Source organism: Streptomyces sp. NPDC052064 (assembly GCF_055585925.1).
Window position 1 is genome coordinate 524,021 of the sequence record NZ_JBVJJE010000003.1, and the last position, 14,199, is coordinate 538,219.

Consider the following 14,199-nt stretch of genomic DNA (forward strand, 5'->3'; position numbering starts at 1 on the left):
TGCGCAGCCCTCCGACCCGTGGCCCGCCCGTCTCTCACCGAAACGGCCGGTCCGCACCGACAACCTGTGCCTGCACCGACACGGACTCCGCCCGCCGGACGTCGCCGTGTCCCCGTGGGAAGCCTCCATTCCCGCTCCCGGGGTGCCGTAACCCAGGGCGGGGCATGCCGTTGGAAACTGCCCCCTCGCCGAGCCCGTGCTCAGACCCCGCCGTCCCGTCGGACTGTCGGTGCTCGCCAGTAGGGTGTGAGACATGGCCGACCCCTCCAGCTACCGCCCCAAACCGGGTGAGATCCCCGACTCGCCGGGGGTCTACAGGTTCCGTGACGAACACCGCCGGGTGATCTACGTCGGAAAGGCGAAGAGCCTGCGCCAGCGCCTGGCGAACTACTTCCAGGACCTGGCGGGCCTGCACCCGCGCACCCGCTCCATGGTCACCACGGCCGCGTCCGTGGAGTGGACGGTGGTGTCCACGGAGGTCGAGGCGCTCCAGCTGGAGTACTCGTGGATCAAGGAGTACGACCCCCGGTTCAACGTCAAGTACCGCGACGACAAGAGCTACCCGTACCTCGCGGTGACGATGAACGAGGAGTTCCCGCGCGTACAGGTGATGCGCGGTCACAAGAAGAAGGGCGTCCGCTACTTCGGGCCGTACGCGCACGCGTGGGCGATCCGTGACACCGTCGACCTGCTGCTGCGCGTCTTCCCCGTGCGTACCTGCTCGGCCGGCGTCTTCAAGAACGCCGCCCGTACGGGCCGACCCTGCCTCCTCGGTTACATCGACAAGTGCTCGGCTCCTTGCGTGGACCGGGTCTCCGCCGAGGAGCACCGCGAACTGGCCGACGAGTTCTGCGACTTCATGACCGGCCGGACGAACACGTACATCCGCCGCCTGGAGAAGCAGATGGGCGAGGCGGCCGAGGAGATGGAGTACGAGCGGGCGGCCCGGCTGCGCGACGACATCGGGGCCCTGAAGAAGGCCATGGAGAAGAACGCGGTCGTGCTCGCCGACGCGACCGACGCCGATCTGATCGCGGTCGCCGAGGACGAGCTGGAGGCGGCCGTCCAGATCTTCCACGTGCGCGGCGGACGTGTGCGCGGCCAGCGCGGCTGGGTCACCGACAAGGTGGAGGAGATCACCACCGGCGCCCTCGTGGAGCACGCCCTCCAGCAGCTGTACGGCGAGGAGACGGGCGACGCCGTCCCGAAGGAGGTCCTGGTCCCCGCCCTGCCCGACCCGGTGGAGCCCGTCCAGGAGTGGCTCACCGGCCGGCGCGGCTCGGGCGTCTCCCTGCGCGTCCCGCAGCGCGGTGACAAGAAGGCCCTCATGGAGACGGTGCAGCGCAACGCCCAGCAGTCGCTCGTCCTGCACAAGACCAAGCGCGCCTCCGACCTGACCACGCGCTCTCGCGCCCTGGAGGAGATCGCCGACGCGCTCGACCTGGACAGCGCCCCGCTGCGGATCGAGTGCTACGACATCTCCCACCTCCAGGGCGACGACGTGGTGGCCTCCATGGTCGTCTTCGAGGACGGCCTGGCCCGCAAGAGCGAGTACCGGCGGTTCCAGATCAAGGGCTTCGCGGGCCAGGACGACGTCCGCTCCATGCACGAGGTGATCACCCGCCGCTTCCGCCGTTACCTCGCCGAGAAGGAGAAGACGGGCGAGTGGGCGGACGGTGAGACCGCTGAAAGCGGCGAGACCGCTGAGACCGACGAGACCGTCGGAACGAGCCTCACCGAGGACGACGGCCGCCCCAAGAAGTTCGCCTACCCGCCCCAGCTCGTGGTCGTCGACGGCGGCGCCCCGCAGGTCGCGGCCGCCCAGCGGGCCCTGGACGACCTCGGGATCGACGACATCGCCGTGTGCGGCCTCGCCAAGCGCCTGGAGGAGGTCTGGCTGCCCGGCGACGACGACCCGGTGGTCCTGCCCCGCACCAGCGAGGGCCTGTACCTGCTCCAGCGGGTCCGTGACGAGGCCCACCGCTTCGCGATCACCTACCAGCGCACCAAGCGGTCCAAGCGCTTCCGGTCCAGCCCCCTGGACGACGTCCCGGGGCTCGGGGACACCCGAAAGCAGGCACTCCTGAAGCACTTCGGTTCGTTGAAGAAACTGCGATCCGCGACCATCGACCAGATCTGCGAGGTTCCCGGCATAGGCCGCAAGACCGCAGAGACGATCGCGGCGGCCCTCGCCCAGGCGGCTCCGGCCGCACCCGCCGTCAACACGGCGACTGGAGAGATCATGGAGGAGGAACCCGGCACCATGGGTTCCAGCGGGGAGCCCGTGCGTACGGGCGCCCCGGACGAACGACGGGGGCAGGAGACATGAATGTGAACGAGCACGACGGGCAAGAAGAGCAAGCCGGAGACGGAGCACAGGTGAGTACGGGCACGCCCAACGACAAGGCCGCAGTCCCGGACGCGGCCATCCCCGAGCTGGTGATCATCTCCGGCATGTCCGGGGCCGGCCGCTCGACGGCCGCGAAGTGCCTGGAGGACCTCGGCTGGTTCGTCGTCGACAACCTGCCGCCCGCGCTGATCCCCACCATGGTGGAGCTCGGCGCCCGCTCCCAGGGCAACGTGGCCCGGATCGCCGTCGTCGTCGACGTCCGCGGCCGCCGCTTCTTCGACAACCTCCGCGAGTCCCTCGCCGACCTGGAGGCGAAGAGCGTCACCCGGAGGATCGTCTTCCTGGAGTCCTCCGACGAGGCCCTGGTGCGCCGCTTCGAGTCGGTGCGCCGCCCGCACCCCCTCCAGGGCGACGGCCGGATCGTCGACGGCATCGCCGCCGAGCGCGAGCTGCTGCGCGAGCTGCGCGGCGACGCCGACCTGGTGATCGACACCTCCAGCCTCAACGTGCACGAGTTGCGCGCCAAGATGGACGCCCAGTTCGCCGGCGAGGAGGAGCCGGAGCTGCGGGCCACGGTCATGTCCTTCGGCTACAAGTACGGGCTGCCGGTCGACGCCGACCTGGTCGTCGACTGCCGCTTCCTGCCGAACCCGCACTGGGTCCCGGAGCTGCGCCCGTACACCGGCCTCAACGACGAGGTCTCCGGGTACGTCTTCAACCAGCCCGGCGCCAAGGAGTTCCTCGACCGGTACACGGAGCTCCTCCAGCTCGTCGCCACCGGCTACCGCCGGGAGGGCAAGCGCTACGTGACCATCGCCGTGGGCTGCACGGGTGGCAAGCACCGCTCGGTCGCCATGTCGGAGAAGCTCGCCGCCCGGCTCGCCGCCGAGGGCGTGGAGACGGTGGTCGTACACCGGGACATGGGACGCGAATGACACGACGTACTCCGCGGCTGAGCCGGCTGCGCCGGGTGGTGCCCGACGGCAGCACCGACGGAAGAGGCGGCCGGCCCGCCGAGGCCCGCGGCGGCAGACCCCGCCGCCGGGGCACCCAGCCCAAGGTCGTCGCCCTCGGCGGCGGCATGGGCCTGTCCGCCTCGCTCGCCGCGCTGCGCCGGATCACCGGAGACCTCACCGCCGTCGTCACCGTGGCCGACGACGGAGGCTCCAGCGGCCGGCTGCGCGACGAACTGGGCGTGCTGCCGCCCGGCGACCTGCGCAAGGCACTGGCCGCGCTGTGCGGTGACGACGACTGGGGTCAGACCTGGGCGCGTGTCATCCAGCACCGCTTCCAGTCCAAGGGCGACCTGCACGAGCACGCGGTCGGCAACCTGCTGATCGTCGCCCTGTGGGAACAGCTCGGCGACCACGTCCAGGCCCTCGACCTGGTCGGACGGCTGCTCGGAGCACAGGGGCGCGTGCTGCCCATGTCCGCCGTCCCGCTGGAGCTCCAGGCCCTGGTCAAGGGCCACGACCCGGCGCGCCCGGACGAGGTGGACACGGTCCGCGGCCAGGCCACCGTCGCCCTCACCCCGGGTGAGGTGCAGTCCGTGCAGGTCGTGCCGCACGACCCGCCGGCCGTGCCCGAGGCGGTCCAGGCCGTCCTGGACGCGGACTGGGTGGTGCTCGGCCCCGGCTCCTGGTTCTCCTCGGTCATCCCGCACCTGCTCGTGCCCGAGCTGCTGGACGCGCTCACGCAGACGAAGGCGCGCCGGGTACTCTCCCTGAACCTCGCCCCGCAGCCCGGAGAAACCGAGGGCTTCTCCCCGCAGCGTCATTTGGAGGTTTTGGGACGACACGCCCCTAAACTCGCCCTGGACGTGGTGCTGGCCGACGAGGCCGCCGTGCCCGACCGCGCCTCCCTGACCGATGCCGCCAAACGGTTCGGGGCCGCGGTCGAGCTGGCGCCGGTGGCCCGGCCCGACGGGACCCCGAGGCATGACCCGGAGCTGTTGGCCGCCGCGTACGACCGTATTTTTCGGATGCATGGAAGGATCGGCCCATGGCGATGACGGCAGCGGTGAAGGACGAGATCTCCCGGCTCCCCGTCACCCGGACCTGCTGCAGAAAGGCGGAGGTCTCCGCCATTCTGCGGTTCGCCGGCGGCCTTCACCTGGTGAGCGGTCGGATCGTGATCGAGGCGGAGCTGGACACGGCGATGGCGGCCCGCCGCCTCAAGCGGGACATCCTGGAGATCTTCGGCCACAGCTCGGAGCTGATCGTGATGGCACCGGGCGGACTGCGCCGCGGCTCGCGCTACGTGGTGCGCGTCGTCGCGGGCGGTGACCAGCTGGCCCGCCAGACCGGCCTGGTCGACGGGCGGGGCCGCCCGATCCGCGGCCTGCCCCCGCAGGTGGTCTCGGGGGCCACCTGCGACGCCGAGGCCGCCTGGCGGGGCGCCTTCCTGGCGCACGGCTCGCTCACCGAGCCCGGCCGCTCCTGCTCCCTGGAGGTGACCTGCCCGGGCCCCGAGGCCGCGCTCGCCCTGGTCGGCGCCGCCCGGCGCCTCCAGATCCCCGCGAAGGCCCGCGAGGTGCGCGGCGTGGACCGGGTCGTCGTCCGCGACGGCGACGCGATCGGCGCCCTGCTCACCCGGCTCGGCGCCCACGAGTCGGTGCTGGCCTGGGAGGAGCGCCGGATGCGCCGCGAGGTGCGGGCCACGGCGAACCGGCTCGCCAACTTCGACGACGCCAACCTGCGCCGCTCGGCCCGTGCGGCCGTCGCCGCAGGCGCTCGTGTGCAGCGCGCGCTGGAGATCCTCGGTGAGGACGTGCCCGAGCACCTCGCCGCGGCCGGCCGGCTGCGCATGGAGCACAAGCAGGCCTCCCTGGAGGAGCTGGGCGCGCTCGCCGACCCGCCGCTGACCAAGGACGCCGTCGCCGGCCGGATCCGCCGCCTGCTGGCCATGGCCGACAAGCGCGCCTCCGACCTGGGCATCCCGAGCACGGAGGCCAACCTCTCCGAGGAACTGGCCGACAATCTCGTAGGCTGATCCCACAGTCCGTCAAGAAGTCGGTGTCGGCATCCACTCGGGTGGTCGGCACCGGCTTTCGCGTGTCGTTCAGGCACTCTTGACTCGATCATGGACTGTCATGAGCCTGGCATCTGTTCGCTGCTGTGGCGAACCCACGCTAGGGGGGTTCATGAGACGAAGAGCGAGATCGATCCTCGCTGTCGGCGCGCTCCTGATCGGCGGAGCGAGCATCGCACCCATCGCCCAGGCACAACCTGACAGTTCACCTCCGTCCGACCCGGACGAAGTCAAGGTCTTCCGCGCCGACGTCACCCACGAGCAGGTACCCCTGCTGCTCGCGGCCGGCCAGGACGGCCACGAACTCAGTGAGCAGGTGCCCGAGAAGGGAACCGCCACCATCGAGGTCATCCTGACCGACCAGCAGGCGAAGAAGCTGGCGAAGCAGGGCGTCGACCTCACCGAGCACGACCTCTCCACCAAGGCGGAAGCCCGCGTGGAGGACGCCGCCGAGGGCGTGTTCCGCCCGTACAGCGGCAAGGGCGGCATCAAGGAGGAGATCCTCAGGACCGCGCAGGAGAACCCCGGCCTCACCAAGGTCGTCTCCATCGGCAAGACGGTCAGGGGCCAGGACATCCTCGCGCTGAAGCTCACCAAGGGCGCGAAGAAGACGAAGGACGGCTCCAAGCCCTCGGTCCTCTACCTGTCCAACCAGCACGCGCGTGAGTGGATCACGCCGGAGATGACCCGGCGCCTGATGCACCACTACCTGGACAACTACAAGAAGGACCGGCGCGTCAAGAAGATCGTCGACTCCACCGAACTGTGGTTCGTCGTATCGGCCAACCCCGACGGCTACGACCACACCCACACCGGCGACGCCAACCGCCTGTGGCGCAAGAACCTGCGGGACGTCAACGGCGACGGCGTCATCGGCACCGGCGACGGCGTCGACCTCAACCGCAACTTCGCCTACAAGTGGGGCTACGACGACGAGGGTTCGTCCCCCAACCCCACCAGCGAGACCTACCGCGGCGCCGGACCGGGCTCCGAGCCGGAGACCAAGGCTCTGGACGCCTTCCAGGAGCGGATCGGCTTCACGTACGGCATCAACTACCACTCCGCCGCCGAACTCATCCTCTACGGAGTCGGCTGGCAGGTGGCCACGTCCACCCCGGACGACGTCCTGTACGAAGCGCTCGCCGGTACGCCCGAGAACCCCGCGATCCCCGGCTACCACCCGCAGGTCTCCTCCGAGCTGTACACCACCAACGGCGAGGCCGACGGCCACGCGGCGAACGTCAACGGCCTGGCGATGTTCACCCCCGAGATGTCGACCTGTCAGTCGGCCTCCAACGCCGACCCGAACGACGAGTGGAAGGCGTCCGACTGCCGGTCGATCTTCACCTTCCCGGACGACGAGAAGCTGATCCAGCAGGAGTTCGCCAAGAACGTCCCGTTCGCGCTCTCCGTCGCCGAGTCCGCCGCCCACCCCGACCGGCCGTCCTCGTCGGTCGGACTGAGCGCCGCCGACTTCACCCCGGCCGCGTTCCCGGTGTCGTACTCCCGCGGCGCCGACCAGGAGGTCTCCGTCGTCGCGCGCAAGTCGCTGCGCGACAAGGAGCTGAAGTACCGCGTCAACGGCGGCCGCACCGAGGACATGGCCCTCAAGCCCTGGAAGGGCGGCGAGACCTACGGCGGTGAGGACAACCTCTACTTCGACGAGTACCGGGCGAAGGTCAGGGACGGCGAACCCGGCGACAAGGTCGAGGTCTGGTTCACCGGGGAGACGAAGAAGGGCAAGAAGGTCTCCAGCAAGCGCTTCACCTACACCGTCGCCGAGCGGCCCGGGGCGAACACCCTCGTCGTCGCCGAGGAGGGCGCGGCCGCCACGCAGGCGCAGAAGTACGTGGACGCACTCAAGGCCAACGGCCGCAAGGCGCTCGTCTGGGACGTCGCCGGGCGCGGCGCGCCGGACGCCCTCGGCGTGCTGAGCCACTTCGACACCGTCGTCCACTACACGGGCGCCGGCGTCCCCGGCAACGCCACCCAGCTCCAGCTGCGGTCCTTCCTCAACGAGGGCGGCAGGCTGATCGAGGCCGGCGAGCAGGCCGGCGGCAGCGTCGACCTCGGCGGCGGCACCCTGTCGAACGACTTCAGCCAGTACTACCTGGGCGCCTACAGCCGTACCTCGGCCGGCGGAGCCACCGGTTTCACCGGCTCCGGCGAGCTGGGCGGCTTCACGGGCCCGCTCGCCGCCGCGCCCGGCAACCCCCTGGACAAGGCGGGCCGGTACGGCGTCACCTCCGACGAGCTGCCCGCCGACGAGTTCCCGCAGTTCGCGAGCAAGGGCGCCGGACAGTTCGCCGGCGCGGTCAACCCGTACGGCCCGTACGCGGGCTCCTCGATGGCCGCCGCCGTCCACACCGACGACGCCTACAAGCGTCTCACCCGCACCGTGGACCTCACCGGCATCGCCGCGGCCGACAAGCCCGCCCTGCGCACCCAGCTGATGTGGGACACCGAGCCCGGCTACGACAACGTCCTGGTCGAGGCCCACACCACGGGCGCCGACGACTGGACGACCCTGCCCGAGACGGGCGGCGCCACCAAGGCCGCCCTTCCGGCCGAGTGCGGGGGCGGCTTCTACGTCCGTGAGCACCCTTGGCTGAAGCACTACCTGACCCTGACGGACAACGGCTGCACCGCGACCGGCAGCACCGGGTCGTGGAACAGCCTCACCGGTGCCTCCGGCGGCTGGCAGCAGGTGGACTTCGACCTGAGCGCGTACGCCGGCAGGACGGTCGAGGTCTCGATCAGCTATGTCACCGACCCGGGCACCGGCGGGCACGGCGTCCTCGCGGACGACGCCTCGCTCGTCGTCGGCGGCACGGCGAAGGAGACCGAGGGCTTCGAGACCTCGCTCGGCGCCTGGAAGGCAGCCGGACCGCCCGCGGGCAGCCCGGCCGTCCTCAAGGACTGGACCCGCACCGGTGCCCTGTTCCAGACCTACGGCGCGGTCACCACGGACGACACCGTGCTGCTGGGCTTCGGCCTGGAGCACGTCGCGACCGCCTCCGACCGGGCCGCACTGATGAGGAAGGCGCTCGCCTCCCTCGACGTGTGACCGCAGACGTGTGACCCCACAGGAGCTGGGAACTCTCCGTCAACAGGCACCACGCCGAGTAGCGAAATCGAGTGATCCCGCTCTCGGTGACGGGCGGTCCGTACCCCTACTGGCCGGTACGGACCGCCCTGCCGTGTATGGGGCATCTGGATGTCACCACCGCTGCCTCAGGGAGGTAGGGTCGTAGGCGGTCGGGGACATCCCAAACAGAGCTCGTCGGCTCTTCATGGCCGGCGTACCAACGAGGAGATCGGTTCGTGACGATCCGCGTAGGCATCAACGGCTTCGGCCGCATCGGTCGTAACTACTTCCGCGCGCTGCTGGAGCAGGGTGCAGACATCGAGATCGTGGCTGTCAACGACCTGGGTGACACCGCGACCACCGCTCACCTGCTGAAGTACGACACCATCCTCGGCCGCCTCAAGCAGGAGGTCTCGCACACCGAGGACACCATCACCGTCGGCGACAAGACCATCAAGGTCCTCGCCGAGCGCAACCCCGCCGACATCCCGTGGGGCGAGCTGGGCGTCGACATCGTCATCGAGTCGACCGGCATCTTCACCAAGAAGGCCGACGCCGAGAAGCACATCGCCGGCGGCGCCAAGAAGGTCCTCATCTCGGCCCCGGCCAAGGACGAGGACGTCACCATCGTGATGGGCGTCAACCAGGACACCTACGACCCGGCGAACCACCACGTCATCTCCAACGCCTCCTGCACCACCAACTGTGTGGCGCCGATGGCCAAGGTCCTCGACGAGAACTTCGGCATCGTCAAGGGTCTGATGACGACGGTGCACGCGTACACGAACGACCAGCGCATCCTGGACTTCCCGCACAAGGACCTGCGCCGCGCCCGTGCCGCCGCCGAGAACATCATCCCGACCACCACGGGTGCCGCCAAGGCCACCGCGCTGGTCCTCCCGCAGCTCAAGGGCAAGCTGGACGGCATGGCCATGCGCGTCCCGGTCCCGACCGGTTCGGTCACCGACCTGGTCATCGAGCTGAGCCGCGAGGTCACCAAGGAAGAGGTCAACGCCGCCTTCCAGAAGGCCGCCGAGGGCGAGCTGAAGGGCATCCTCGAGTACACCGAGGACGCGATCGTCTCGTCCGACATCGTCAACGCCCCGGCGTCCTGCACCTTCGACTCCTCCCTGACCATGGTCCAGGAGGGCAAGAACGTGAAGGTCATCGGCTGGTACGACAACGAGTGGGGCTACTCCAACCGCCTCGTCGACCTGACGGTCTTCGTCGGCAACCAGCTCTGATCCACGGAGCCGGCACGTCCATGTGAGAGCAGGGCTCGGGCAGCGCGAGAATGCGCTGTCCGAGCCCTGACTCACGTACAGATCAGAGCTGTTCGATCACGAGCGCTTACGAGCGATCACGAGCTCTTCCAGGAGTCCCCTCATGAAGACGATCGATGAACTCCTCTCCGAAGGGGTAGCGGGCAAGCGGGTCTTCGTCCGCGCCGACCTGAACGTGCCGCTGGACGGCACCACCATCACCGACGACGGCCGGATCCGTGCCGTGGTGCCCACGGTCAAGGCCCTCGCCGACGCGGGCGCCCGGGTGGTCGTCGCCTCGCACCTGGGCCGCCCCAAGGGTGCCCCGGACCCGGCCTTCTCCCTCGCCCCGGCCGCCGCCCGCCTCGGTGAACTCCTCGGCACCGACGTACCGTTCGCCACCGACACGGTCGGCGAGTCCGCCCGGGCCACCGTCACCGCCCTCGCCGACGGCCAGGTCGCGGTCGTCGAGAACCTGCGCTTCAACGCCGGCGAGACCAGCAAGGACGACGCCGAGCGCGGCGCCTTCGCCGACCAGCTCGCCGCCCTCGCGGACCTCTACGTCGGCGACGGCTTCGGCGCCGTGCACCGCAAGCACGCCTCCGTCTACGACCTCCCGGCCCGGCTGCCGCACGCCGCCGGCTACCTCATCGCCAAGGAGGTCGCCGTGCTGAAGAAGCTGACGGAGGACCTCCAGCGGCCCTACGTCGTCGCCCTCGGCGGCGCCAAGGTCTCCGACAAGCTCGCCGTCATCGACCAGCTGCTCGGCAAGGCCGACCGCATCCTCATCGGTGGCGGCATGGCCTACACCTTCCTCAAGGCCAAGGGCTACGAGGTCGGCAAGTCCCTCCTCCAGGAGGACCAGATCGCGGCCGTCCAGGAGTACGTCGAGCGAGCCGAGAAGACCGGTGTCGAGCTGGTCGTGCCCGTCGACGCCCTTACGGCGACCGAGTTCCCGGACCTGAAGACGAAGGCTGCCGCCCACCCCACGACCGTCGCCGCGGACGCCATCCCGGCCGACCAGATGGGCCTCGACATCGGGCCCGAGACCCGCAAGCTGTACGCGTCCAAGCTCGCCGACGCCGCCACCGTCTTCTGGAACGGACCCATGGGCGTCTTCGAGCACCCCGACTACGCCGAGGGCACCAAGGCGGTCGCCCAGGCCCTCGTCGAATCCAAGGGCTTCACCGTGGTCGGCGGCGGCGACTCCGCCGCCGCCGTGCGCACCCTCGGCTTCGACGAGACGGCATTCGGCCACATCTCGACCGGTGGCGGCGCCTCCCTCGAATACCTCGAGGGCAAGACGCTCCCCGGCCTCGCCGCACTGGAGGACTGACCTAGATGAGCACGCGCACGCCGCTGATGGCGGGCAACTGGAAGATGAACCTCAACCACCTCGAGGCCATCGCCCACGTCCAGAAGCTCGCCTTCGCCCTGGCCGACAAGGACTACGAGGCCGTCGAGGTCGCCGTCCTGCCGCCCTTCACCGACCTGCGCTCCGTACAGACCCTGGTCGACGGCGACAAGCTCAAGATCAAGTACGGCGCCCAGGACATCTCGGCACACGACAGCGGTGCCTACACCGGCGAGATCTCCGGCCCCATGCTGGCCAAGCTGAAGTGCACGTTCGTCGCCATCGGCCACAGCGAGCGCCGCCAGTACCACGCCGAGACCGACGAGCTGGTGAACGCCAAGGTCAAGGCCGCCTACAAGCACGGCCTGACCCCCATCCTGTGCGTCGGCGAGGAGCTGGAGGTCCGTGAGGCGGGCAACCACGTCTCCCACACCCTCGCCCAGGTCGAGGGCGGTCTGAAGGACCTCCCCGCCGAGCAGGCCGAGACCATCGTGATCGCCTACGAGCCCGTCTGGGCCATCGGCACCGGCAAGGTCTGCGGTGCCGAGGACGCCCAGGAGGTCTGCGCGGCCATCCGCGGCAAGATCGCCGAGCTGTACTCGCAGGACCTGGCCGACAAGGTCCGCATCCAGTACGGCGGCTCCGTGAAGTCCGGCAACGTCGCCGAGATCATGGCCCAGGCCGACATCGACGGCGCCCTGGTCGGCGGCGCCTCGCTGGACGCCGACGAGTTCGTCAAGATCGTGCGCTTCCGCGACCAGTGAGTATGCGGTAGCGGCGATCCGTCGTACCCTTGCGGGGTCCAGCACAGTGCTGGACCCCGCGTCGTCCATCCGAATCCGAGGAAGTTGGTCCAGCCGTGGTTTTGGGGTTCTCGATCGCCCTGATCGTCTTCAGCCTGCTGATGATGCTGCTGGTGCTGATGCACAAGGGGAAGGGCGGCGGCCTCTCCGACATGTTCGGTGGCGGCATGCAGTCCTCCGTCGGCGGCTCCTCGGTCGCCGAACGCAACCTCGACCGGATCACCGTCGTGGTCGGTCTGCTCTGGTTCGCGTGCATTATCGTGCTCGGCATCCTGATGAAGGTGAACAACTGACCGGCCCGCATTCCGCACGCAATACGTACGCACGCAATACGTACGCACGCAATACGTACGCACGCAATACGTACGCACGCAATACGTACGTAAGGCCCCATGTTCGGTACGCGCGGCAAAGCGCGGCCTATCATGGGGCTTGCGTCTAGGTGTGAGGGTTGTAACTCCAATCACTGGACGCGCGTTGGGCCTTACGTAGACTGAGGCGCTCGCAGCGAAGCGGAACGCCGACTCGCTTCGCGGCACCATCACGCAGGGAGTTACGACCGTGGCAAGTGGCAACGCGATCCGGGGAAGCCGGGTCGGGGCGGGGCCGATGGGCGAGGCCGAGCGCGGCGAGTCCGCGCCGCGGCTGCGCATCTCCTTCTGGTGCTCCAACGGACACGAGACCCAGCCGAGCTTCGCCAGCGACGCGCAGGTGCCCGAAACCTGGGACTGTCCCCGCTGCGGATTTCCGGCCGGCCAGGACCGGGACAACCCGCCGGACCCGCCGCGCACCGAGCCCTACAAGACACACCTGGCGTATGTGCGGGAGCGGCGCAGCGACGCGGACGGCGAGGCGATCCTCGCCGAGGCGCTCGCCAAACTGCGGGGCGAGATCTAGGAGTTGAGACCGGCCGGGCACCAGCAGGTGCCCGGCCGAGCTGCTTTCCCGACCTTCGCCGCCGACCGACTGTCAGTGGTGCCCTCTACGGTTTGTGCATCGGACGAACCATGAGGGGGAGCGGTGGCGACGGTCGAGGCGGCTGGCATGCGCGCGCCCGCGTGGCGCGGGGGCTTCGGGCGGCTGTGGAGCGCCGCCGTGCTGTCCAGTTTCGGTGACGCGCTGCGTACGGCCGCGCTGCCCCTGCTCGCCGTCACGCTGACCGACGAGCCACTGCTCATCGCCTCCGTCACGGCCTGCGGCTATCTGCCCTGGATCGTCTTCGGCCTGCTCGGCGGGGCTGTCGCCGACCGCGTGGACCAGCGGCGCGCCATGTGGATGGTGGATGCCTTACGAGGACTGCTGGTCGCCGTCTTCGCGGTGGCCGTCGCCCTCGGTCACGCCTCGATCGGCCTGCTCATCGTGCTGGCCTTCGCCCTCACCACCCTCCAGACCCTCTTCGACAACGCCGCCACGGCGCTGCTGCCAGCCCTGGTCGAGCGGGACGCCCTCGGCAGTGCCAACGCCCGGCTGCTGACCGGCCAGCGCATCGCGGGCGGCCTGCTCGGCGGGCCCGTCGTCCCGCTGCTGCTGGCGGCCGGGACCGCCGTGCCCTTCGCGGCCGACGCCGTGACCTTCCTGGTGGCCGCCGCGCTGGTGGCCTCACTGCCGGCCGCCGAGTCCGACCGGAAGCCGAGACGCTCGGGCAGCACCCTGCGCCGCGAGATCGCGGAGGGGCTGCGCACCCTGTGGCGCGACCGCGCCCTGCGCGGCCTGTGCGCCGCCACCGCCCTGTGCAACATCGGCATGGGCACCCAGCTCGCCATGCTGGTCGTCCTCGTCACCGACTGGCTCGACGCGGGACCCGCGGGATACGCGGCCGCGGGCGCGGCGTTCACTCTGGGCAGCCTGGCCGGGGGAGTGGTGAACGGCCGGCTGGTCGCGCGTCTCGGTCGGCTGCGGTCCGTGCTGCTCGCCGGCTCGGTGCAGACCGCCGCCCTCGTCGTCATGGGCACCGTGCGCAGCCTCGCCGTGCTGGTGGGCGCGCTGGCCGTCTTCGGGCTCATGGGCATGGTGTGGAACGTCAACACGACGACGCTGATGCAGCAGCGCAGCCCCGCCGAACTCCTGGGCCGGGTCAGCTCGGCCTTCCGGACCCTGGCCTTCGCCGGCGTGCCCCTCGGCGCCCTGCTGGGCGGGGCCGTCGCCACCGCATGGGGGCCGAACACCCCGCCCCTGCTGACAGCCGCTTTCTTCGTCCTCGCCGTCATCGCGCTGATACCCGCGCTCAACGTGAACGTAGGTGTCGTCGAGCCGGACGACGGCGCCACGACAGCCGACGTCACGCGCTGATCAATTAGGTTGGGACCGGCAGC

The 14,199-nt window shown here is 70.0% G+C and carries 11 protein-coding genes; all 11 read left to right on the forward strand.

Going from position 1 to position 14,199, the window contains the following annotated elements:
* Positions 1-253: 253 nt before the first annotated feature.
* Entirely contained in the window at positions 254-2,329 is a 2,076-nt protein-coding gene (uvrC, locus tag ACZ6TU_RS10260) for an excinuclease ABC subunit UvrC (RefSeq protein ID WP_469547722.1), read from the forward strand.
* Positions 2,326-3,285, forward strand: a complete 960-nt coding sequence (rapZ, locus tag ACZ6TU_RS10265) for an RNase adapter RapZ (protein WP_467673912.1) — start codon at positions 2,326-2,328, stop codon at positions 3,283-3,285. Before uvrC ends, rapZ begins: the two co-directional genes overlap by 4 nt.
* On the forward strand, positions 3,282-4,361 hold the full coding sequence (locus ACZ6TU_RS10270; RefSeq protein ID WP_467673910.1) for a gluconeogenesis factor YvcK family protein: 1,080 nt from the start codon (positions 3,282-3,284) through the stop codon (positions 4,359-4,361). The genes rapZ and ACZ6TU_RS10270 overlap by 4 nt, the downstream gene beginning before the upstream one ends.
* Entirely contained in the window at positions 4,352-5,341 is a 990-nt protein-coding gene (gene whiA, locus ACZ6TU_RS10275; RefSeq protein ID WP_467673908.1) for a DNA-binding protein WhiA, read from the forward strand. Before ACZ6TU_RS10270 ends, whiA begins: the two co-directional genes overlap by 10 nt.
* Before the next feature lie 151 nt (positions 5,342-5,492).
* Complete coding sequence (locus ACZ6TU_RS10280) at positions 5,493-8,447, forward strand: M14 family metallopeptidase (protein ID WP_467673906.1); 2,955 nt, start codon at positions 5,493-5,495, stop codon at positions 8,445-8,447.
* Positions 8,448-8,704: 257 nt separating this feature from the next.
* On the forward strand, positions 8,705-9,712 hold the full coding sequence (gap, locus tag ACZ6TU_RS10285; RefSeq protein WP_086599366.1) for a type I glyceraldehyde-3-phosphate dehydrogenase: 1,008 nt from the start codon (positions 8,705-8,707) through the stop codon (positions 9,710-9,712).
* A 142-nt stretch (positions 9,713-9,854) separates the two neighbouring features.
* Complete coding sequence (locus tag ACZ6TU_RS10290) at positions 9,855-11,066, forward strand: phosphoglycerate kinase (protein WP_467673903.1); 1,212 nt, start codon at positions 9,855-9,857, stop codon at positions 11,064-11,066.
* Positions 11,067-11,071: 5 nt separating this feature from the next.
* A complete protein-coding gene (gene tpiA, locus ACZ6TU_RS10295) occupies positions 11,072-11,848 on the forward strand; it encodes a triose-phosphate isomerase (RefSeq protein WP_467673901.1) in 777 nt (258 codons plus the stop codon).
* 95 nt (positions 11,849-11,943) lie between these two features.
* Positions 11,944-12,180 (forward strand): preprotein translocase subunit SecG, encoded by a 237-nt coding sequence (gene secG, locus ACZ6TU_RS10300; protein WP_208641567.1) that lies wholly within the window; start codon positions 11,944-11,946, stop codon positions 12,178-12,180.
* A 268-nt stretch (positions 12,181-12,448) separates the two neighbouring features.
* Entirely contained in the window at positions 12,449-12,784 is a 336-nt protein-coding gene (locus ACZ6TU_RS10305) for an RNA polymerase-binding protein RbpA (RefSeq protein ID WP_003976875.1), read from the forward strand.
* Between the two features lie 123 nt (positions 12,785-12,907).
* Positions 12,908-14,176: an MFS transporter gene (locus ACZ6TU_RS10310; RefSeq protein WP_467673899.1), complete on the forward strand. Its 1,269-nt coding sequence runs from the start codon at positions 12,908-12,910 to the stop codon at positions 14,174-14,176.
* Positions 14,177-14,199: the final 23 nt, after the last annotated feature.

Excerpts from the sequence above, each read along its gene's own strand:
- uvrC (WP_469547722.1), top strand. The coding sequence starts at position 254 with ATGGCCGACCCCTCCAGCTACCGCCCCAAACCGGGTGAGATCCCCGAC.
- rapZ (WP_467673912.1), top strand. The coding sequence starts at position 2,326 with ATGAATGTGAACGAGCACGACGGGCAAGAAGAGCAAGCCGGAGACGGA.
- ACZ6TU_RS10270 (WP_467673910.1), top strand. The coding sequence starts at position 3,282 with ATGACACGACGTACTCCGCGGCTGAGCCGGCTGCGCCGGGTGGTGCCC.
- whiA (WP_467673908.1), top strand. The coding sequence starts at position 4,352 with ATGGCGATGACGGCAGCGGTGAAGGACGAGATCTCCCGGCTCCCCGTC.
- ACZ6TU_RS10280 (WP_467673906.1), top strand. The coding sequence starts at position 5,493 with ATGAGACGAAGAGCGAGATCGATCCTCGCTGTCGGCGCGCTCCTGATC.
- ACZ6TU_RS10290 (WP_467673903.1), top strand. The coding sequence starts at position 9,855 with ATGAAGACGATCGATGAACTCCTCTCCGAAGGGGTAGCGGGCAAGCGG.
- tpiA (WP_467673901.1), top strand. The coding sequence starts at position 11,072 with ATGAGCACGCGCACGCCGCTGATGGCGGGCAACTGGAAGATGAACCTC.